The organism is Turicimonas sp. TL08, from assembly GCF_054660695.1.
On sequence record NZ_BAAGDP010000028.1, the window covers coordinates 1 to 21,684 of the forward strand.

The 21,684-nt window shown below is 45.2% G+C and carries 16 protein-coding genes and 1 rRNA gene; 6 read left to right on the forward strand and 11 right to left on the reverse strand.

The window, feature by feature from the left end; genetic code table 11:
• The 4 genes from rrf to ACYQ4O_RS11440 all read left to right on the forward strand — a co-directional run.
• A 5S ribosomal RNA gene (rrf, locus tag ACYQ4O_RS11425) occupies positions 1 to 100 on the forward strand; the annotation flags it as partial.
• 350 nt (positions 101 to 450) lie between these two features.
• On the forward strand, positions 451 to 2,082 hold the full coding sequence (locus ACYQ4O_RS11430; protein ID WP_460175678.1) for a fumarate hydratase: 1,632 nt from the start codon (positions 451 to 453) through the stop codon (positions 2,080 to 2,082).
• A gap of 149 nt (positions 2,083 to 2,231) precedes the next feature.
• On the forward strand, positions 2,232 to 3,461 hold the full coding sequence (locus tag ACYQ4O_RS11435; RefSeq protein WP_460175679.1) for a DUF401 family protein: 1,230 nt from the start codon (positions 2,232 to 2,234) through the stop codon (positions 3,459 to 3,461).
• A 45-nt stretch (positions 3,462 to 3,506) separates the two neighbouring features.
• Complete coding sequence (locus ACYQ4O_RS11440) at positions 3,507 to 6,482, forward strand: DEAD/DEAH box helicase (protein ID WP_460175680.1); 2,976 nt, start codon at positions 3,507 to 3,509, stop codon at positions 6,480 to 6,482.
• Between the two features lie 251 nt (positions 6,483 to 6,733).
• On the opposite strand, the gene serB is transcribed toward ACYQ4O_RS11440, so the two are convergent.
• The 6 genes from serB to ACYQ4O_RS11470 are packed head-to-tail and all read right to left on the reverse strand — an operon-like array spanning position 6,734 to position 13,842.
• Entirely contained in the window at positions 6,734 to 7,594 is an 861-nt protein-coding gene (serB, locus tag ACYQ4O_RS11445; protein ID WP_308514203.1) for a phosphoserine phosphatase SerB, read from the reverse strand.
• Entirely contained in the window at positions 7,591 to 11,067 is a 3,477-nt protein-coding gene (gene mfd / locus ACYQ4O_RS11450; RefSeq protein WP_460175681.1) for a transcription-repair coupling factor, read from the reverse strand. Before mfd ends, serB begins: the two co-directional genes overlap by 4 nt.
• Entirely contained in the window at positions 11,060 to 11,956 is an 897-nt protein-coding gene (locus ACYQ4O_RS11455; RefSeq protein ID WP_460175682.1) for a uracil-DNA glycosylase, read from the reverse strand. The genes mfd and ACYQ4O_RS11455 overlap by 8 nt, the downstream gene beginning before the upstream one ends.
• Positions 11,950 to 12,414: a ribosomal protein S18-alanine N-acetyltransferase gene (gene rimI, locus ACYQ4O_RS11460; protein WP_460175683.1), complete on the reverse strand. Its 465-nt coding sequence runs from the start codon at positions 12,412 to 12,414 to the stop codon at positions 11,950 to 11,952. Before rimI ends, ACYQ4O_RS11455 begins: the two co-directional genes overlap by 7 nt.
• 16 nt (positions 12,415 to 12,430) lie before the next feature.
• Positions 12,431 to 13,150: a tRNA (adenosine(37)-N6)-threonylcarbamoyltransferase complex dimerization subunit type 1 TsaB gene (tsaB, locus tag ACYQ4O_RS11465; protein WP_460175684.1), complete on the reverse strand. Its 720-nt coding sequence runs from the start codon at positions 13,148 to 13,150 to the stop codon at positions 12,431 to 12,433.
• A gap of 29 nt (positions 13,151 to 13,179) precedes the next feature.
• Positions 13,180 to 13,842: a hypothetical protein gene (locus ACYQ4O_RS11470; protein ID WP_460175685.1), complete on the reverse strand. Its 663-nt coding sequence runs from the start codon at positions 13,840 to 13,842 to the stop codon at positions 13,180 to 13,182.
• A 181-nt stretch (positions 13,843 to 14,023) separates the two neighbouring features.
• On the opposite strand from ACYQ4O_RS11470, the gene ompR reads away from it, so the two are divergent.
• On the forward strand, positions 14,024 to 14,797 hold the full coding sequence (ompR, locus tag ACYQ4O_RS11475; RefSeq protein ID WP_308514210.1) for an osmolarity response regulator transcription factor OmpR: 774 nt from the start codon (positions 14,024 to 14,026) through the stop codon (positions 14,795 to 14,797).
• A 90-nt stretch (positions 14,798 to 14,887) separates the two neighbouring features.
• Positions 14,888 to 16,210: an ATP-binding protein gene (locus ACYQ4O_RS11480; RefSeq protein WP_308514211.1), complete on the forward strand. Its 1,323-nt coding sequence runs from the start codon at positions 14,888 to 14,890 to the stop codon at positions 16,208 to 16,210.
• Between the two features lie 5 nt (positions 16,211 to 16,215).
• On the opposite strand, the gene ispF is transcribed toward ACYQ4O_RS11480, so the two are convergent.
• From ispF to ACYQ4O_RS11505, 5 genes are all read right to left on the reverse strand, one after another.
• Positions 16,216 to 16,701, reverse strand: coding sequence for a 2-C-methyl-D-erythritol 2,4-cyclodiphosphate synthase (gene ispF, locus ACYQ4O_RS11485; protein WP_308514212.1), 486 nt, complete (start codon positions 16,699 to 16,701; stop codon positions 16,216 to 16,218).
• Positions 16,698 to 17,405: a 2-C-methyl-D-erythritol 4-phosphate cytidylyltransferase gene (gene ispD / locus ACYQ4O_RS11490; RefSeq protein ID WP_460175686.1), complete on the reverse strand. Its 708-nt coding sequence runs from the start codon at positions 17,403 to 17,405 to the stop codon at positions 16,698 to 16,700. The genes ispF and ispD overlap by 4 nt, the downstream gene beginning before the upstream one ends.
• A 272-nt stretch (positions 17,406 to 17,677) precedes the next feature.
• Positions 17,678 to 19,108: an FAD-dependent oxidoreductase gene (locus ACYQ4O_RS11495; protein WP_460175687.1), complete on the reverse strand. Its 1,431-nt coding sequence runs from the start codon at positions 19,106 to 19,108 to the stop codon at positions 17,678 to 17,680.
• Positions 19,105 to 19,731 carry a response regulator transcription factor gene (locus ACYQ4O_RS11500; RefSeq protein WP_460175688.1) on the reverse strand — a complete coding sequence of 209 codons (627 nt, stop codon included), beginning with the start codon at positions 19,729 to 19,731 and terminating at the stop codon, positions 19,105 to 19,107. The genes ACYQ4O_RS11495 and ACYQ4O_RS11500 overlap by 4 nt, the downstream gene beginning before the upstream one ends.
• Positions 19,732 to 21,543, reverse strand: coding sequence for a sensor histidine kinase (locus tag ACYQ4O_RS11505; RefSeq protein ID WP_460175689.1), 1,812 nt, complete (start codon positions 21,541 to 21,543; stop codon positions 19,732 to 19,734). It lies immediately after the preceding gene.
• Positions 21,544 to 21,684 lie beyond the last annotated feature (141 nt).

Consider the following 21,684-nt stretch of genomic DNA (forward strand, 5'->3'; position numbering starts at 1 on the left):
AGGGTGGAACCACTCCTTCCCATCCCGAACAGGACAGTGAAACGCCTCCACGCCGATGATAGTGAGTTGTATTTCTTGCGAAAGTAGGTAGCCTCCGGGCTCAATTATTTAAAACAGACCCTCGAAGCCATTACGGCTCCGAGGGTTTTCTGTTTTATAATTTCCGTTTGAAATTTCAAACATAATAATTAGCAAATACCCTAATATCTGTCTTATTTTTGTTATACCTTAAATAAGTTATTATCTAGTTCATAAGTTTTAGATATTCGAATTTAACTTATTAATTTATTAGATAATTTACTAATCTTCTCTCCTCTTATTTGTGACCTAATCATCCGAAAGTTATACGGGTTTATATTAACTAAAGGTTAAATATTTTACATTTATTCATAAAATCGGTGTATCTTTACGGTCACAGTCAGTCTTTAGAAATTATTTAAGGAGATTTGCATGGCAGAAACCCCTTCCTTCAACTATGCTCCAATGTTCCAAATGGGAGAAGATAAGACCGAATATTACCGGTTAACAGATAAATTTGTCTCCCTTGGAGAGTTTGAAGGCCAACCTATTCTAAAAATCGAAAAAGAAGGTATCACCACTCTTATTCATCAGGCTTTTAAAGATGTGAACTTCCTTTTGAGAAGATCTCACAATGAAGCTGTTGCCAAGATTCTTCATGACCCGGAGGCTTCCGATAACGATAAATACGTAGCAGTCACAATGCTCAGAAATGCTCAGATCTCTGCTAATCGTGTTTTGCCTATCTGCCAGGATACCGGTACAGCAATCATTCATGGTGAAAAAGGCCAGCAGGTTTGGACAGGCTTTGATGACGCTGAAGCAATCAGTAAAGGCGTTTATGACACCTACACGACAGAGGCTCTGCGTTATTCTCAGAATGCTCCTCTGACAATGTACAAAGAAGTTAATACCCGCTGCAATCTTCCTGCTCAGATCGATATTGAAGCAGTAGAAGGTATGGAATACAACTTCCTTTGTGTCGTCAAAGGCGGCGGTTCAGCTAACAAGTCTTATCTCTTCCAAAAGACTAAAGCTATTCTTAATCCGGATGCTTTAATTCCGTTCTTGATGCAGCAGATCAAAGATCTCGGTACAGCCGCTTGTCCTCCGTATCACATTGCTATTGTTATCGGCGGTACATCTGCCGAAAAGACGATGCTTACGGTTAAGCTTGCTTCTACCCACTTCTATGATTCCCTTCCGACAACAGGCGACGAAACCGGCAGAGGTTTCAGAGATCTTGAATTAGAAGAAAAGCTTCTCGAAATGACCAACAATATCGGTTTAGGCGCTCAGTTCGGCGGTAAGTATCTGGCTCATGATATTCGTGTAGTTCGCTTGCCTCGCCATGGCGCTAGCTGCCCGATCGGTATCGGTGTTAGCTGCTCTGCAGACCGTAACGTCAAGTGCAAGATCACAGCTGAAGGCTTGTTCATCGAAAAATTAGATGAACATCCTGAAGAGTTGATCCCTGAAGAATACAAGAACGAAGGTTCTGACACCGGTGTTCAGATTGACTTGAACAAACCGATGGATGAAATCAGAAAAGAACTCTCTAAGTATCCAGTCTCTACACGTGTTTCTATGACAGGCAAGATCATTGTTGCTCGCGACATTGCTCACGCTAAACTCAAAGAACGTTTAGACAGAGGCGAAGAACTTCCTGATTACATTAAGAACCATCCTGTTCTTTACGCCGGACCGGCTAAGACGCCTGCAGGTTATGCTTGCGGTGCAATGGGCCCGACAACGGCTAACCGTATGGATCCGTATGCTGATCCGTTCATGGCTGCCGGCGGCTCTCACGTTATGATTGCTAAAGGCAACAGAACCCAAGTTGTTACTGATGCTTGCAAGAAACACGGCGGCTTCTATCTCGGAACCATCGGCGGTGTTGCCGCAGCATTGGCTGACTCTTCCATCAAGAGCATCAAGTGCATTGAATACCCTGAACTCGGTATGGAAGCTGTTTATGAAATTGAAGTTGAAAACTTCCCGGCCTTCATCCTTGTTGATGACAAAGGAAACGACTTCTTTACTCAATTAAAACCGCGTAAGTAAAGTTTTGCTTGACCTTTGATTGAATTTCCGCGGGCTTAGTCTCGCGGACTTTTTTTGCCTTGCGAAAACAACCTTGTCTTTAGGTTCATCAATCGCAAGGCTTTTATAATATTGCAACTCAATAAAACAATAATTCCCAAGGTTTTTCAATGGACTCAGTCTTTTATATTGTGATTGCTGCGATGGCTTTGATCGTTGTCCTTTTGCGTTTCAAAGTCATGATGGGAATTTCCATCCTCTGCGGCGGCCTTTTTATTTGGTTATTCGAATCAAGATCTTTCCCTGATCTTTGGGAGGCGGCAATTCAAGCAGCCAAAATCCAAAGAAATTGGGACTTAATATTTTGTTTGTATTTTGTGATGTGCCTGGAAGTTGAGCTTAGAACCAGCGGCTCTCTCTCCGGTCTGGTGAAAACTTTCAGAAATATTTTCTCCAGCAATAAAGTTACTTTGGCGGTTATGCCGGCTTTTCTTGGCTTACTGCCTTCTATGGGAGGCGCGAGATTTTCTGCTCCGATTGTTGAAGAAGCCTCTCAAGGAATAGCTGTCAACGCTGAACAAAAAAGCGTGATTAATTTGTGGTTCCGCCACATCTTTGAGTTTTCCAATCCCTTAATGCCCGGCATGATTCTTGCTTGTGGTATTGCCAACGTCACAATCCAAGACTTAATTATTCAAGTAGGTTGGGTGACGATTCTTTGCTTTGTTCTTGGCTGGATACTATTGGTTCAGCCTTTGAAGATTGTTGACAAAGAAAAAGCGACGAATACGACAAATGATCGCGATATTGATTGGAAGAGTCTCTTCTTAGCTTTCGGTCCGATCATTGCATCTTTCTTATTAATCGTGAGCTTCGGCATATCAGCAGCTATTTCTATGGGACTTGTTGTTGTCGGCTTCATTCCAATTTTTTACGCCTTCGGCAGAAAGATTCCTATTAAGAATGTTTTCTTGGAAAGTCTGGATGTAAAGCTTTTAGTAAACGTGGTTCTGATTCTTTACTTTATTCAGTTGCTGACAATCACAGGCGTCTTGGATGAAATTGTTAATGCCTTTAATTCTTCTTCTTTACCGCAGGAAGTTATAGTCGCTGCTTTGGCTTTTATTTTCGGTTTAATGACCGGCCAATCACAAGGCTATATTGCTGTTGTCATTCCGATTGTCGCTTTAATGTCGCCGGGTAATATTTTGCTTGTCGCAACTGCTATGGTTTTTGGTCTGGCAGGGCAAATGATGACGCCGGTTCATCTGTGTATTCTGGTAACCGTAGAATATTTCAAGGCTAATATGTGGAACGTCATCGGACGATGCGGTTTTATTTCCTTAGTTATGCTGATTTGCTATTCAGCATGGACTTATTTCAGATATTATCTCCTCTAGTCCAATTTTCTTGAGCTTTTACAGGAAGCTCTTAACCACTGATACATGAAATTAGATCCCATTGAACTTTCCAACATTCTGAAGTACTGGATGACGGTCGAGGAGCTCACGCCTTTTGAGCTCCAGCCGGACATGTTGATGGCGGATTTGTCTGACGGAATAAATACGCAAAATGCCAATATTTTCATTTGGGATAAAGTAAAAGAGGAGGGCAAAAGATCTTTCCAAATAGAGTTGGATCGACTCACGGAAAAATTTGAAGTTGCTGAATATATGAAGATCTTTACTGTCTGTATTGGAGTAGTAGAGATTAATGAATATGTTAAGAAGGTCGTTAATATTCTCAGCGCATCCAAGTCTAAAAGAGACCTTGAAGTCAGCGATATTGGTTTTTTCGAGTCGGCCGGCAACGGAAAGATGTGCCTTGCAACTTTTAAAATCAACCATTTCGGAAAGGTTCTCCCTCATACATTTAATGCATCTTCAGCTTTGAGTTGGCTGGCTTTACACAATTCTTCTTTAAGCTCGGAACTCTCTGGCGAATCAGAACAATTGGCCGTAGGGGATACTCTGGTTTCTCATTTTTTTTCTTTGTGCCGAGACCATCTTAAGAGCGCTTTGAGTTCTAACGTGCCTGAGAAAGACCTGAAAGAGGTGTACTCGGTTGAGTACACGAAGTCTAAGCATGGTGTAAGAAGGCTGAGAGATCTTCGTCAGCCAGATGAGCTAAAAGTTAACGTTGCTTTTTTGGATGAAGTCAGTCGTTATGTTTGTAAGCTTGCCGGTATTGCTGCCGCTGATTCTGTGTGGGTTGTAGAACAATTCCAAAAAAGACCGCATAAAGTCGTCGATGATTTTATGAACTCTCCTTATCTGGATCCCTTAGGCAATCTTTCTTTGGCGGTAAAAGAAAAGAAACCGGAATTGCTTTTGAGTAAAGTTCTAACGAATTTCTTTAAATATTCTCATGGGAACAGTGTCCGCAACGATGTGTTAAGAGATCCCCGAGCTCTGTACGAAATTGCCGATCCGCGTTTATTTAATCTTGGACGATGGCCTGATTCCTTAAGCAAGAAGTTGTCTGTTTGCCAGCAGATTGCAGTATCTCGGATTTGTCAGGCTAGTGAATACAATCCCATCGTTACCGTTAATGGTCCTCCGGGAACGGGTAAAACAACTCTTCTCCGAGACGTTTTAGCAGACGTGGTCGTCAGAAGAGGATATGAAATTGCCGGGATTTCAGATATCAGAAACGAGGAAATTTTTGAAATCTCCTATTCCGACACAACCCCGGTTCAGGTTTTAAAACCGAATTTCACTAAGGACTTTCCGATTATTGTTGTTTCCAACACAAACAACGCGATTGAGAATATCTCTAAAGAAATTCCTCTTCAATATGGTTTTGAAGAAGAGGAAGGAGATTATTTTTCTGATCTTTCCAACGAAATTTTTGGACAGAATCAATGGTCTTGGGGGCTTCTCTCTCTTCCATTGGGTAAGTCCGCCAACTGGAATAAAGCCTATGATGCGTTGTTCAAGCGGGATAAGAATCGCAAATCCGTTCTGTCAAATGTTTTTGCCGCAGAAGAAGAAAAGCTCGGTGGATTTGCTCAGGTGTGCAAACTCTGGGAGAAGGAAAAAGAAAACTTTTTGAAGCTGCATACACAAGTAAGAGAGAGCCTCGCAGAGCAATACAAAGTTTATTTAAAGGATATTAAAGCCGCCTCTCCCTCATCCTGGCTTGGAAGCAAAGTTACGTCCATTCTGCATAAAGAAGAAAGCTTAAAGAGCAGCGAACTCTATTTCGATTTCAGTAAGAGAGAAAATTTAGACCGACATCTGGAACAAATTTATACCGCACCTGAGCTCGACAGTCTTCGGACTAAATTATTTTTGTCTTCTCTGAGACTTCACAAATATACGATTTTGATTCATCGTCAGCGTTTCGTGAATTCAATAGAAAAGTCATTCTTGACGATGGGAAACAGAGAGTTTATTAACGATCCGCTTCCTTTCTTAGGAACCTTTTGTTTCTTTTGTCCCCTGATTTCATCTACTTTGGCTTCTTCTCCGCTGCGCTTCGGTAAATATTTGAAAGGCTCTTTGCCATGGGTTTTAATCGATGAAGCCTCCCAGGTTACGCCGCAGTCGGCTGTGCTGATGATGCAGAAGGCAAAGAGGCTTATTGTTGTCGGAGACCCGCAGCAGCTTCAGCCGGTAGTTACATTGCCAAAGGTCATTAATGAGCTTTTAACGGATGAGAATAAAAAGTTAAGAAACTGGTCTCCTTTTAATTTCAGTCTGCAAAACCTCTGTGATAACACTCAGACCTACGGCACTCGCATCGGAGAGAACATCGAGACCTCTATTTGGACCGGACTTCCGCTTAGAGCCCAAAGAAGAAGTTTTTCTCCGATGTTTGATATTTCAAATGCTATTTCTTACGAAAACCAAATGGTCTTGGGTAAAGAAAGGCGCAATAGAGGCTCAATTGAAGCGTTGATTCCAAGTTTTTGGCTCGATGTTAATCCTGAACAAGAATATTCAACAAACGCTGTAGATGAAGAAATTGACGCGGTTATTGATGTTCTTCGTTATATCTATGGCAGATTGGTCAACGCAAATTTGCGAGGTGGGTTGAGTAAACCCAAGACGTTAATGATCGTCACTCCGTTCCGTGCCGTTGCCGCTGCAGTTCGAGGAAAACTAAAAGGTGCAAGCCGAAGCAATGATTTTTTCCGCATTGTTAGAATCGGCACCACACACGTCATGCAGGGGCAGCAGGCCGATATCGTGATTTTTGTACTTGGTTCGAAGAAAGGTGAGATGGGCTCACGAGCTAGACTTTGGGCAACAGAGCCTCCGAATCTGATTAATGTAGCGGTCAGCCGCGCTATCGAATCTCTCATTATTATCGGCAACGCCAATGAATGGGAAGGTCTCGGTCCGATGAGCGAAATTGTTTATCAGCTGCGCTTCAAAGGGGAGGGAGTTCTTGCCGACCTTCCTCAAGATGAGTAATCAATTTGTTCGCAAACTATGCTTTAGGCAAAGTTCGATACAAAGAAGAATTGATTGTTTCCTAACAATTTAGTATCATCCCCCCAGAATATTCAGGAGGGTGAAACTATATGATTAAAAACGAAAAAGAGCAGTCAGAAGCATTGAAAGTTATTGCAATTTCTTCTTTATTTTCTACTATTGGAAGCGCAGCAATTTTCTTCGCTGCGCAGTGGTTCTAACGATTTCAATTAAGGCCTTCGAGGCCTTAATTAATGTTCAAATAAAGCCAAAAGACCGGAGAGCGGTGCGAAGTCAAAAGCGTATTTCGCATGAGGACGAACTGCCGGTTTGGCATGCCAAGCTATTGATAAACCTGCCGCTTCCAGCATCGGAATATCGTTGGACCCGTCGCCCATCGTAATGAGCTCGTTAAGTTCGATGCCATGCTGCAGAGCATATGCGGAAACGTATGAGATTTTTCCGCGTCCGTCGATAATTGGCGTACCGAAAGGTCCGGTGACTCTGCCTGTTAATTTACCGTCTTTAATTTCTAACTCATTGCTGATGACGTGGGTAAAACCATATCTTTCTTTAACTACGTTGGTGACGCAGCTGAATCCGCCGGAGACAAGAAGCATCGGAATTCCTGCCTTTTTCAAAGCAGAAACAAGCGCTTCGGCCCCGGGATTCGGTTTGATATGGAATTTAATAAGACGATCGACTACGGAAGCATCTACTCCGGCCATTAATTTGACTCGTGCGGTTAAACTTTCTGCGTAGTTGCGGATTTTTCCCTGCATGGTCAGTTCAGTGATGCGTGAGACTTCATCTCCTTTACCGACGAAAGCAGCCATTTCATCCAAAGTTTCTAAATTCAAGAACGTGGAATCCATATCGGTCGCAAAAAGCTTAAAGTCGGTGAGCTTCATATGAGGATCTACCCAACAGACGTCAATCTGTAGAGCTTGCGCTTTTTCTCTCCAGAGCTTTTCAAACTCTTCACGATTCATTCCGGAAAGTCGGACGGAGCAGGGCTCTTTGATTTTTCCCTTTTTTCCAATTGACTTCAGAAACTTCTCGAGTATGTGTTCATGACCGATTTTTGTCTGAAGAACCAAGTCCTGTTTCACTTTAGTTCCTTTAAGATTTTTATGATTTTCTCTGTCTTTTTATCGACAGTATCCATTTTATCCGTTAATTTTAATTTAGTTGGTCCGGCCATTTTTAGGAAACGACTACTTTGCAGAAGCCTGAACAGCTTTGCAGGATCAACCGGTGCATCCGAGTCAAAAGTAATAATGGCTTCGGACTCACCGGCATCGATTTTTCTGATTCCCAGATCTTTGGCTTCTATGCGGATCAAGTGCGTCTTGATGAGCGTGCGGCTTTCCTCAGTCAGCGGACCGAATCTGTCTGCAATCTCTTCCTGAATAGCGATAATTTCCTCGCGCTTCTTGGCAGCAGCTAGTTTCTTGTAGAAATTTAAGCGCTGATGGACGTCATGAACATAGTCAGAGGGCAACAGGGCTGGAGAATGTAGGTTAATTTCAGTGGTGGCCGCTAAGGGTGCTTCCAGATCCGGTTCTTTTCCGGATTTGAGAGACAGAACCGCTTTTTCCAACATTTGGTTATAGACTTCAAAACCCACGCCGGTGATCAAGCCCGATTGATTATCCCCGAGAATTTCTCCGGCGCCACGGATTTCCAGGTCATGCATAGCCAGAAAGAATCCGCTTCCTAAGCTTTCCATCTCCTGAATGGCTTCGAGGCGTTTTGCCGCATTCTTCGTAATGGCTCCCTCCCCCGGAGTCAGTAAGTAGGCGTAGGCTTGGTGATGAGATCTACCGACTCTTCCTCGCAGCTGATGCAGCTGAGCCAAGCCGAATTTATCGGCACGATGCATGATAATGGTGTTGGCGTTGGGGACGTCAATACCGGTCTCAATAATCGTGGTGCAGAGCAGGATGTTGGTTCTTTGAGCGTAGAAGTCACGCATCACCTTTTCCAGCTCTCTTTCGTTCATTTGGCCGTGAGCTACACCGATACGAGCTTCCGGAATAAGTTTTTGAAGCTGATCGAGACGGTTTTGGATCGTTTCTACTTCATTGTGGAGGTAGTAGACCTGACCCCCGCGTTTCAGTTCACGCAGTGAAGCTTCTCTGACAAGCGAATCGGTTTCTCTCTGTACGAAAGTCTTAATAGCTAAACGTTTTTGAGGTGCCGTAGCAATCACTGAGAAGTCTCTAATACCTTCAAGCGACATCGACAAGGTTCTCGGAATAGGTGTCGCAGTCAAGGTCAGGATATCTACCTCCGAGCGCATGGCTTTCAAGCGTTCCTTCTGACGTACTCCGAAACGATGTTCCTCATCGATGATGACAAGACCGAGATTTTTGAACTTTACTTGTTCTGAAAGCAGCTTATGAGTTCCGACCACAATATCGATGGTACCGGCTTCAAGACCTTCAATGACTTTCTTTACTTCCGTAGAACTTCTGAAGCGGGAGAGTTCAGCGACTTTAACCGGCCAGTTTGAGAAGCGGTCTCGGAAGGTTTCCGCATGCTGCTCGGCAAGAAGCGTTGTTGGACAGAGCACCGCAACTTGTTTATGACCCATCACTGCAATAAATGCCGCTCGCAGGGCCACTTCCGTTTTACCAAAGCCCACGTCGCCGCAGACCAGACGATCCATCGGCTTGTCGGATTCCATGTCTTGTTTGACGGCTCTGATTGCAGAGAGCTGATCCTCGGTTTCTTCAAACGGAAAGTCTTCGCAGAAGGCTTCGTAATCTTGCTCGCTGTATTCAAAAGCGTGCCCTTTACGGCTTTCGCGCAAAGCGTAGATATTTAAAAGTTCGGCGGCAGTATCTCTGACCATCTTCGCCGCTTTCTTTTTCGCCTTTTCCCAATCTCCTTTGCCTAAAGCGTGGAGCGGAGCATTTTCCGGATCAGCTCCGGAATAACGGGAAATAAGATGCAAATGCGTGATAGGAACATAGAGCTTAGCTTCTTTTGCATACTCAATCTGCAAAAATTCTGCCGGACCTTCAGGCGTCTCTATAGTAGTAAGTCCGCGGTAACGACCGATCCCATGTTCAAGGTGCACGATAGGATCTCCGACTTTCAGTTCCGAAAGATCTCGGATCATCATGTCGAGATTGGACTCGGTTTCCGTTTTTCTTCTTGTTCTTCTTATCGGTTTACCGCTGTAGGCGTAAAGTTCCGCCTCAGTCACAATCGCTAGAACCGGATTATCCAGCTTTAAGCCCGAATATAAAGGGCCGAACGCAAGACAGCATTGGTGTTTTGAAGCAATGAAGGTGTTGAAATCTTTGGTGATTTCAACTTTAAATTGATATTCTTTGAAGAGCTGATGGATGGTTTCCAATCTGCCCGGAGAGTTTGCCAAGACGAGAAGTTTGCCGTCTTTCTCTTGGATTGTTTTAGCAAAACCTTTCAGTCCTGATAGGGGATCTTGATTTTTTCTTTGAATGGCAATGCTTGTCTCAAAGATGGGAGCATTGTCATCTGAAGAGAAGAGGGAGAGTCTGGGGAATTTTTTACAGCAATCAAAAAACTCCGGTGAGGTCATATAGAGTTCTTTCAGAGGAAGAATCGGATGAGTGTTCTCCGCTTTTAAGAACTTTGCTCTTTCTTCGTTTTCACGGTCGAACTGCACTATCGCTTCTTCTATTCCTCCGATAAGCATGAGCTTTGCCGAATCACCAATAAAATCGAAAAGGGTATCGGTATGATCGAAGAAAAGCGGAAGATAGTTTTCTATTCCCGGAGAAGCAATTCCGTTCTCGATATCTTTATATGTCGTGTATTTGCTGGGATTCCCTTCAAATCTTTCCCGCCAATTGGAAAGGAAAAATTCTCTGGTCTTATCATTCATTGGAAATTCATGCGCAGGCAAGAGCCGGATTTCCTGGACTTCTTCTAAAGATCTTTGAGAGTCGGGATCAAAATATCGAATTTGTTCGAGTTCATCATCAAAGAAATCTAAACGGAAAGGCAGCTTAGAACCCATCGGATATAAATCCAGGATGCTCCCGCGGCTGGCGAATTCACCTTGGGCGACAACTTGCGTGACGTGTTCGTAGCCGGCCTGAACTAATTCGGATTTAAGTTTTTGCGGATCTAGGTTCTCACCTTTTTTCAGCATCAAAGAGTTGGATCCAATAAACTGCTTCGGTGCCAAACGCTGCGTGGCCGTAGTCGCGGAGACTAGGAGAATATCAAGGTCTCGATTTTTGCTGTTTCTGTTTAACAGCGTATACAGAGTCTCCAGTCTTTCACCGACTAAATCCGCATGAGGACTCAGCACATCATAGGGAAGGGTTTCCCAATCCGGAAAGGACAAGACTTTGAGGGAGTCGTCAAAAAAAGGAATTTCTTCCTGAAGTCTGATGACATCTGCAGGATTCGCACAGATAACCACCAACAGCTCTTTTTTCTCTTTCAGGAGAAGGGCATTTTGCGCGATACACAGAGAAAGTTCAGAACCTTTAGGCCGTTCCTCTTTTTTTCTGGTTTCAGGTTTGATGTCAGCAAGCGAGGTGCCAATCAAAGGAATTTTTTTGATTTCATTTTTACTCATTGCGTGCCTTATTCAGTGTATCGAGAACTAAACACCAATCAACCCATGCTTTTCTCTTATCCGAAGGATTGCGGAGCAAAGCTGCCGGGTGATAAGTAACGATGACCTTTCGGGATTTGCCGGCAATAACCATGTCAAACACTTTCTGCCGCCGTGAGGTAAGGGTTTCATCGGTTCCGAAAATCGATTTCGCAGCGGGCTTGCCCATCGCTACAATAACTTTCGGATCCATTAATTCAAGCTGACGCTCCAAGAAGCACCGGCAGGCAGCCATTTCTTCAGTCGACGGATCGGCATTCATCGGAGGACGGCATTTGATGGTATTGAGAATGCCCAAATCTTTTCCTCTTTCCAAGCCTATAGCGTGAAGAATAGTCGTGAGAAGCTTTCCGGAAGGACCGCAGAAAGGAATGCCTTGTCTGTCTTCTTCCGCACCCGGCGCTTCACCGATGAGCACAAGATCCTTCGGAGGAGTTCCTTCACCGGGCACGGCGCAAATTCTGTGCGATGAAATATCACAAATATGGCAATTTTTAACTTCCGAGATGATTTCTGTCCAAGAGGAATTCTTAATCTTTTCAGTTCGAGCCGGGGAGAACGCATCAGAGGCGACACCTCTGCCTTCTTTTCTGCGTGCCGGAGTTTTTTTAGGCTGAGCCGGTATGCGGGGCGAAGGCATTGCAGGTGATTGGGGATGGGCAGAAGCTGCAGATGGCTGACGCAAAGCAGCCGGGGCTGTCGGGGAAGGTGCGGACGGCACGGCTGGTACAGGAGCCGGGACATTGGCCTGAGCTTGTTCATGCTGCAGTTCTTGGAGCTCCTCTCTGAGGACCCACTCCGGACCAAGGCCTAAGGCCTGCCATAAAGCAGATTTTCTTTCATCTAACATGCAGTCTCCTTGACCATGATTAATGCGTCTTCTCTTCCCGTTGGGGTTTTATAGTAATTCTTTCTTGTTCCTACCGTTTTAAATCCGAATTTTTTATAGAGTGCGACGGCAGGGTCATTGGATCGGCGGACTTCCAGAAACCACTTTTTAATTTTATTTGCATCCCCGAATTCATTCATAAAAGAAAGCATTCGTCCGGCAAGACCTTTTTTCTGAAACTCTTTAGAGACGCCGATATGCAGCAATTCTCCCTCGTCAAAGACGGATGAGAAAACGACATACCCGGCAACCGATTCCTTGCTGCCGTTTTTACTGACAATACAGTAAGCGTGATGTTCTTTCATCGAAGAGAGAAAGCTCTTTTCCGTCCAAAAGTCTTGCGGGAACAAAACTTTGTCAATTGCCTCCGTTTCCGGAAGGAGCGCTTCGGTCATGAGAGTTATTCTGTAAGACGTCATGGGTCGCTGCAGAAGGTTAAGAAGATTTAGCTTCTTTTATTTTTTTACGCTCTTCAATGGTTTGAGCTACGTGATTTCTCACATACAACGGACCTGCTTGTTCAGGGGTAATAAGTTTGTCTTGCCCATATTCAATGAGTGCCGGAACAAGCAGCATTTCTGCATTTGCGTCTTCAGTCGAAAGCAATTGAAGAGCAGGCGGTATTTCGACGGGATAGGCAGCAAAAGCATTTCCGCAAAGGGCAGAGCAATTCGATTCTTCCGCATGATGAACTAAATCTTCCGGAGCGGAAAGAAAAGCCGGGACACGTTCAACCATTCTTTCTCCGCGCTTGGTAAAGACCGCGGTGTAGCATTCATGCATTCTGGCATCCGTGGAGACGAGAATAGAATCTTCTTCTTTGAGTGCGTTTATCTGTCTATACGCTAAGGCAAGGAGGTTATTAACCGCAATCAGCTTTTTATTCAGTGCCCAGCCGATGCCTTGAGCCATTCCGCAGGCGACTCTCAAGCCGGTAAAAGCCCCGGGGCCTGCACCGAAAACAATGGCATCCAAACTATCTAGAGAGCCTGAAGCTTCTTGGAGTGCATTTCTTATCATTCCAAGGATAACAGAGGTGTGTTTCTGACCTGGCTCAGAAGAGATGAAAGCATTTTTGCCAAATCCGGCGACCGCAACGGAACAAAGGGTTCCGGCAGATTCGATTGAAAGCAGTTTGATAGCAGTATCCGTCATTTATAACCGTCCAATTTAACGGTCATATTCTACTGTTGAGAGGCCGGAGTTTCTTGATTTGGGCTAGCAGGTTGAGCAGATGAAGCGGATAACTCTACAGGGTCTTTCGGAGCAGAAAGCTCGCTGTCGGAGGATTGCTGAACTGCTAAATTGTCCTTCGGTTCCTGAAGAGTCTGTACCGAATTACTGAAGGAGAACATGATGCATTCGGAGTGCATTCTCTCGTTGAGCTCTTGTATCTTGATTTGAAGTTCAAGATCATTTTCAGCTTCAGCCGGGGTCTTGGAGTTTCTCGACTTTGTAGAGGTTAAGTTCTTTTGCGCGTGAACAATTTGCTCGCGCAGAATCATTCTTTCTTCGTTAGTTAAGCGTTTGCGCCAACCAGTCGGAACATCGCTCATGCCGTCATAAAAATGCTTAGGCGCATAGCGATGAGTCATGGCTTGCTTAGCGTTGTTAGGGAGATGTTTTTTCAGTTCCTGGCGTTCCTCGGCGCTCATGGCCCTCCAATGGAAATCACGATGGCGAGGGGACATATCAAGCCAAGCTACGGCCTTTTCTTCCATGGGTAAGGTATCAAAAGCGCAAGCCGGCCCCTTATGTACTCTATTATGGGCCGATACATTTTGATACACACGTTCTTGGTTAGGGTGTGCCTGTACTACGGCTTCAATAGGTAGCATAATAATCACTACTGTTACAGATATCCCAATTAACGTTTTCAAAGGAAGCCTCGGTTCTGTTTTCTGTTTATTGTTATATGTAATGCTATAAAACTCTGTGCCCAAAAGGAAGTTCTAATTTACAAAAGGGTTAAAAAATAGCATAAATTCTGTTGCAAGCTGTAAAAGCAGTAATTTTTAGGTGATCGATATGCAAGGTATGGAAAATTCAAGAAAAGATTCGTTATCTATTGCAAAGAGGCCTCCGCGTGTTCTGGTAGTCGATGATGACGCTCGTTTGCGCGATTTGCTTCGTCAATTTTTAGTAAACAATGGGTTGCATGTCACTGTTGCTGAAAATGCTCAACAGATGAACCGCCTGTGGCTTCGTGAACGTTTTGACGCTGTCGTCTTGGACGTCATGATGCCGGGTGAAGACGGCTTCTCCATTCTCAGACGTATCCGCGCCATGAAAGACAATACTCCGATCCTTATGCTGACCGCTAAGGGCGAAGACATTGATCGTATTTTGGGTTTGGAATTGGGTGCCGATGACTACTTGCCGAAACCCTATAACCCGCGTGAATTGCTGGCTCGTCTTCATGCCATTATGCGCAGACGCGAACCTGTTGAAGCTCCGGGATCTCCAAGTAAGGGCGATGAGGTTGTACAGTTCGGTGACTTCACATTAGATTTAGGTACACGTAAACTTAAGAAGGGCGAAGAAGAAATTCCTCTGACTACCGGTGAATTTGCTGTGTTGAAGACATTTGCACGCCATCCGAGAGTTCCGCTTTCCAGAGATAAACTGATGGAAATGGCACGCGGAAGAGAGTACGAAGCTTTTGACCGTTCTTTGGACGTTCAGGTTTCTCGTTTGCGCAAGATTATCGAAGAGGATCCTTCTAATCCGCGTTATCTCCAGACTGTCTGGGGTTTGGGCTACGTCTTTATTCCGGATGGAAAGAGCGAGGCTCTGAAGTAATCAACTTAAATTATGGAAGAACAGCAGCATTCAGATTCTCAACAGCGTACTCCGGTTAGGTCTTCGGGCTTATTTTGGAGAACGTTCGGGATGCTGTTGATTCTTGTGGTAACAAGTATCGGGGCGTGGCTCTACGTTTTATCCGTGATGGATGAAGAGCCGCGGGCAAGAGGTATTTCCCAAAGGATTACATCGATCACTACCTTGACCCGCTATGCTCTGATCAGCTCCGATACGAGTTACCGATTCGACCTGATCATGGCTTTAGCCCAACGAGAAGGTCTCGTCATCCTTCCTAAAGAGAGCAGTGATATTGTTCGGCCGTTACCAAGTGATCGGGTAAATACGATGGTCGAAGAATTTGTCACCCAACAGCTTGGAGCTAAAACGAAACTTGCCTCGAGCATCAACGGCATGCCCGGTCTTTGGGTAAGTTTTAATATTGACGGCGACGAATACTGGCTTAGAACTGAAAAAGACATCAATCCCGAACGATTAGGCCAGAACTGGATTTTCTGGTTCATCGGCATGCTCTTTGTCGTGACTTTGTTTACGGTCTTATTGACCAGCAGAATTATCGAGCCGTTAGAGCGTCTAGCCCGATTTGCCCGAGAATTAGGCCGAGGCAGGGCTCCCGCACCTCTGCCGATTGATGGTCCTAAGGAAATTCAGGAAGTCAACGAGAGCTTTAATGTGATGGTGCAGGACCTGAAGAGGCTGGCCAATGACCGAGAGGTGCTGCTTGCCGGCGTCAGCCATGACCTCAGAACGCCTATCACCCGCTTAAGACTGGAAGTCGAATTAGCTCCACTATCGGAAGAAACCCGCGACGCGATGTGTTCCGATTTAGACCAAATGGAAAACATCGTTAAGCAGTTCATGGCTTATGTGCGGGAAGGTGAACAGCCTCTTGAGGTTGTTAACTTTTCTCAAACGGTTCTCGATGCCATCGCTTCGAGCCGTATGGAAAGCTCGGATGACGTTCAGCTTACTGAAGAGGTTGATCCGAACCTTGAAATTCGAGCTAATCCGACGGATATCTCCCGTGCCGTTCAGAATCTTATCGTTAATGCCGGTAAGTACGGCAGAAGCACGGACGGTATTTTGCGCTTGAACATTTCTCTCAAGCACAACAAGAAGAGGAACTTGGCGGAATTAACGGTTTCCGATGACGGAGCAGGCTTGCCGGAAGAGCAGTTCGAAAGAGTTCTGCGCCCGTTTGAGAGAGGAGACCAAGCCCGCGGCAACACGACCGGTTCAGGGCTCGGTTTGTCAATTGTAGAAAGAGCAGCAAGAGCTGCCGGCGGTTCAGTGCGCTTGTCCCAGAATATTCCGAACGGCTTAAGTATTCATGTCAGCATTCCGCTGGTAGCCACTAGTCTAATCAACCGCGCGCTGAAGCCGGAAAAATAGAAGTCTTAAACTTTTTCAAGCAGTACTACAGCTTGAGCGACGACTCCCAGTTCCTGACCTTCAAAACCTAATTTTTCATTTGTCTTGGCTTTGACGTTGACGCAATCCGCATCGATCTGCAGGATGTTAGCCAGGTTCATGCAAATTTCGTTGATATAAGGAGAGAGTTTAGGTTTTTGTGCAATGACCGTGCTGTCGAGATTGACGAGTTTGTACCCTTTATCGCGAACCTTCTGCATAGCCTCGGCTAAGAGCCATTCACTGTCGGCTCCTTTGTATTTGTCATCCGTATCGGGGAAGTGTCTGCCGATATCTCCCAAGGCGGCTGCACCTAAGACCGCATCCGTGATGGCGTGCAAAAGAACGTCAGCGTCTGAATGGCCGAGCAATCCTTTGTCATGAGGAATTTCTACGCCGCCGAGGATGAATTTTCTTCCTTCGACGAGTTTATGGACGTCGTATCCTTGTCCAACTCTTAAACTAACTGTCATTTCAGTCCTTTATTTCTTTTATCGAGAATTGCTTCGGCAAGCCAAAGATCTGTGGGTCTCGTGACTTTGATATTGGTTTCCGTGCCTTCTACCAAGAGAGGAGAGCAGCCGTTCTTTTCCATCGCACTTGCCTCATCGGTTACGCTTTCGCCTGCTTTCTCCAAAGCATCTATTAGGTCAAATGCTTTGAACATCTGAGGTGTTTGAGCTGCCCATAATCCGTCTCGAGGGACTGTGTGGGAAGCTGTTCCGTGATCGGATTCTTTTTTTAATGTGTCGTTGACACGAACAGCTAGGAGGCCCCCCTTATCATTTTCAATGCAAGTGTCGATGAGTTTTGAGACATCAGAAGGGAGAAGGCAAGGGCGTGCGGCATCATGGACGAGGACCCAATCATTCGAGGTGAATGCGGCATAAGATAATCCGTTTTGAACACTGGAAGCTCGTGTTAAACCGCCCACTCGGGCAACCGTCACGGCATCATTGTCAAAGTTCAATGACTGCGCAAGCATATCGGACGGGGATACTACAATGATAACCCGTGTAATTCTCGGTTCAGCCAATAATGCATCGATTGACAGTTCCAGCATCGTCTTGGTGCCGATTTTTTTATATTGTTTAGGAGACTTATCTCCCATGCGGGAGCCGACTCCTGCCGCAACCACAATAGCGGTCAGATTATTGTTGGCTTGATTCTTAATCATTTCAGTAGGAGTAATTATTAGACCTATATATCTTAACAACCAAAGAAAATTTTTGGTACGAATAATTACTTAAAGAAAAAGCTTTATGTACCAAAGGAGGTATTGAGAGGAAAGAGTTCTCTTTAGAATTCGTCTTGTTGATAGAGAGTTCTCTTTAACGACATTTAGTTCTCCTTAGATTTCGACTGGTTAAGAACATGTTGGCAGCTGTTCTTTCCAGTCTTTTTCTTTTTATCAGAGAGCTATTTCTTCAGTTCTATGCGTCCTTTCCGTTAAGAAGACAGCTTTGCCGCTTCCTTGCCCGCAATCCTTCCGAAAACAACACATTCCACAAGCGAGCAGCCTCCCATTCGATTTTTCCCGTGAATACCTCCTGAAGCTTCTCCTGCTACATAAAGACCGCCGATTGGCTCTTCATAGATATCTAGTACCCTGGCTTTTGCATCACACTTGAGGCCTCCGCAGCAGTAGTGAACAGCGAGTTTTTCTTTTCCAACAAAATAGGGTGGCAGGTTAATCTGCTGAAGAACAGTGGTTTTATGAAATTGAGAATCCTTTCCGGAGGCGGCATCAAGGTTGTAAGCCATGACAGTATCTCTTAAATTCGATACCGGACAATGCATTACGGCGGCTACTTCTTCCAAAGATGCGCATTTGTTGACAATTCCGTTCTTTACTCGATTTTCGAAATTCGGCCCTTTGTGGGATTTGGAATCCGTGAGGACCCAAATCTCGGGTAACCCTAGAGTTAGAACCGTGTCAGAGATTTCTTTAAGAGTTTCTCCTTCATTCACAAATCTTTTGCCGTTCGGATCCAAGTAGATATCGCCGCCGACGTAATCGAGTAAACGTCCTCCGAGATAAAACAACGTCTGAATGTGTTCTAAGTCAAAAGTGTCGGCCCCGATTGCCACAGCCATTTTGAGTCCGTCTCCGGTGGCTGTATCAAGGCCTCGCCCGTAGGGATTGGCGGTACTTGTTAAAGAAGGCGACAGACGAGGGTCGTATTTCTGGCGCAGAGCTTTGTCTTCCGTGTAGCCGCCGGTTGCAATGATGACGGACTTTCCCAGAAGATATTTCAGCTGTCCTACTTCACTTCTAATTACCACACCGTTGACCCGACTCGTCTTTGAGTCTGTCAGCAAATCGAGGACTCGATGGCAGAAGAGGAAGGTTACTCCTAATTCTCTGGCGGTACGGTTGACTTTGAGGACGTAATCAAATCCAGGTAAAGGAGCCTGGGCGTGGAAGCCTCGAGGATAAACTGCACCTACCGGGATAAAAGGTCCTGACCATCGAACTCCCATCGATGCCAGCCACTCGTAAGCACTCCGACTTTGTTCCGCTAGGGTTCTAATGAGCTCAATGTTTCCTATTCTTCCGCCTCCTTCAAATATCTCTTCAGCCATTAACTCAGGAGAATCTTTTCGGCCTTGAGCATCAACATTGGTAGGAAGGCAAGCGCAAAAAGAGCCGCTGGCGTACTTAGAGTGTCCTCCCAGTAAAGGAGTCTTCTCAATCACTAAGACTTTTTCAGCTCCGTTTTCTTTTGCGGATACCGCCGCGGATAGGCCGGCTAATCCGGAGCCGATGATGATCACATCCCAGACCCTATCCAGGTGAGCCACACCCTGTGCCGAAGCTAACTGCAAAGGGGCAGCTGCCAGCGCAAGGGAGCCCAGAAGCTGTCTTCGCGAGATCATAAAGCCTCACCTAACGAGACCAATGCTTTAGTGATTTCAGCGGCGGAGTGGACTTCTAACTTGTCGACGGCGTTGCCGCGGTGCATTTTTACTGTGGTTAACGCCACATTCAGAGACTCTGCTATTTCCTTGTTAGAAAGACCTTTGCTTACAAGCTTGATTACTTCTACTTCTCGCGGTGTAAGAGAGTTGAATTTCCTACGGAGTTCTCTTAATTCTTTTTCCGCGCTTCCTTTCTTTATGCCGATGCTGACGGCCTTTTTTACAGCCTCAGCCAGTTTTTCCGGATCAGCGGGTTTTTCTAAGAAAGTAACCGCTCCATGGGACATTGTGTGAACGGCCATTTCGATGTCGCCGTGACCCGAGAGAAAGATGATTGGAAAATGGGCGAACCCTCTGCTTTCTAAGAGCTCCTGCAGTTCCAGACCTGTCATCCGAGGCATACGAACGTCCAAGATTAGGCAGCCGGGCAAATTCAAATTATCGCGGTTTAGAAAGTCAACGGCATTGTTGTATGTCACCACTTTCCAGCCAAGAGCCTCTAAGTAAATCTGGGTGGAGAAGAGAAGACTCTCATCATCATCGACAATCCTTATGAGAGCTTGTTTTTGAAGGTCTTCCATTTAGTTCTTCCTTTGTAATTTTTCTATTGAAATGCTGGCAGTTACTCCGCCTCCGGGTCTTCTTTCAAAATTTAATGCGGCAGAGTGGTTATCGGCGATCTCACGGACAATTGCCAATCCAAGTCCCAGGCCCTCAGGCTTGACACTTTCGCTGAGAGATGAGAGACGAGCAAATTGAGAATCCGAGAGACTTTTGCCTTTATTGGATATTTTCAGCAGCCATTTATTCCCTAAATCGTCCAGGTCGATCTTTACACTAACTTTGCCGGTATCGGACAAACTTGCCGAAGCACCGTTTCGGATAATATTCAGAATTAATAGTTCCAGAGACAAAGGATCTGCAAGGATGGGTGCTTCCTGAACTGATGATTTAAGAGGAATCGAAGCTTCCGGATCTTCTTGCTGAGCAAAAGTTCTCAAAGCTTTTTCGGTAATTTTGAGGAGATCGGAAGGGACTTGTGGGGCTTGTTCCTTCTTGGCAAATTTTCTGACGCTGTCGACAATGGAGGCAATTCTCCGGGCTTCGCTGTCAATGTTGGAGATAACCTTTGCGGTAATGTCGTCTCCGGAACCCTGTTGTTTTGCTTTGAGCTTCAGTACGGCCGCATAGTTGATGAGCGCTCCTAAAGGTTGCTTTAGCTCATGGGCAATAATATTGGACATTTGGGAGATTACGCCCGATCTTTCAATGTGAGAAAGACGTTTGCGTCCTTCGATGGCCTCTTGTTCTGCGGCTTCTTTGGCCTTTAATGCTGAAGAAAGCTGAGCGGTGCGTTTGTCAACAAGACGATGGATTCGGAGCTCGTTCAAGAAAAGGAACAGAAGGACAAGCAGGACGATAAATATTTCCGTTGAATAAGTTTTGAGAAGGTTCTTTACCGAATAATCCCGAAGGTTCTCGAACATGCCGAACTTAAGGTCTTTCATAAGGGCCAACATCTCGGAAAAGTCATTGCTGACTGCCCATTCGCTTTTATTGGTATCCGGCATTGTGAAGAGGGCAACCGTAATGTCTTTAACGACTTTATCCGGAGCATTCTGCATGGAAGCCATAACGGTTCCGGGGTAAAGGCCTACGGTTGAACGAGCACAATAAAAGGGTTCCTGTTCACGATTATTAGGAACTGCATCTATCACTTTAACGGCGCCCGGAGAAAGGAGGCCTTCGGCCTGGAGCTGCTCCAGGGCACATGTCGGAAGGATGCCTACATCCGATTTACCTGACAAAACTTCAGCGACTACTCCTGCAAAGAAGAATGGAGCTAGACGCACTTCAGAAAAAAAGTTCTCCGGATCAAGCCCTCTTCTCTTAATTTCTCCCAAAGCGGCCCACCAATCTCCGACTGTACCAGTATCGGCTGTTGAAACCGTTTTTCCTTTCAGATCCTCAATTGTCTTGATATCGCCTCGATTTTTTGAGGTGATGAAAGCCGAGCCTATCGATCGGGAGGCATCGGAAGAAAAAATCGTCTTCCTAACTGCAATATCATGCGCTCCTAGGCCTTCCGAAGCGGTAATTTGAATGAAATATTCGCTGGGAACGATAAGAAATTCCGGTTTTATAGATTTAATTTCGCTAATAAGGTTCGAGGAGGTCAGAGCCACTAACCTAAACGAATATTTGTCATTGAGTTTTTCCTGAAGATACTCAACCGTAGGACCAATGGCGTCATCGTCTATGTTGGTTGTTGTTTGTCTCACATATCCGATGGTTAAAGAGGGTCTGCTGTCTTTTTCGAGTGCAGAGGTTCCTTGGCAAAATACGCTTAAGCCAAAAACAAAGATTGTGAGAAAAAGCCGACCTCTAAACATGAGGTGATTTTCTCAAATCTTGTATAGAAAATTAATGAGTACTTTCGAGAAGAGTTTTTGAAACCGCTTGGAGGAAGTTGAGGACGATTAGGCTCAAAGTTTTTTGAAAACTGCAAAAAAATGGGAGGTAGACCTCCCATG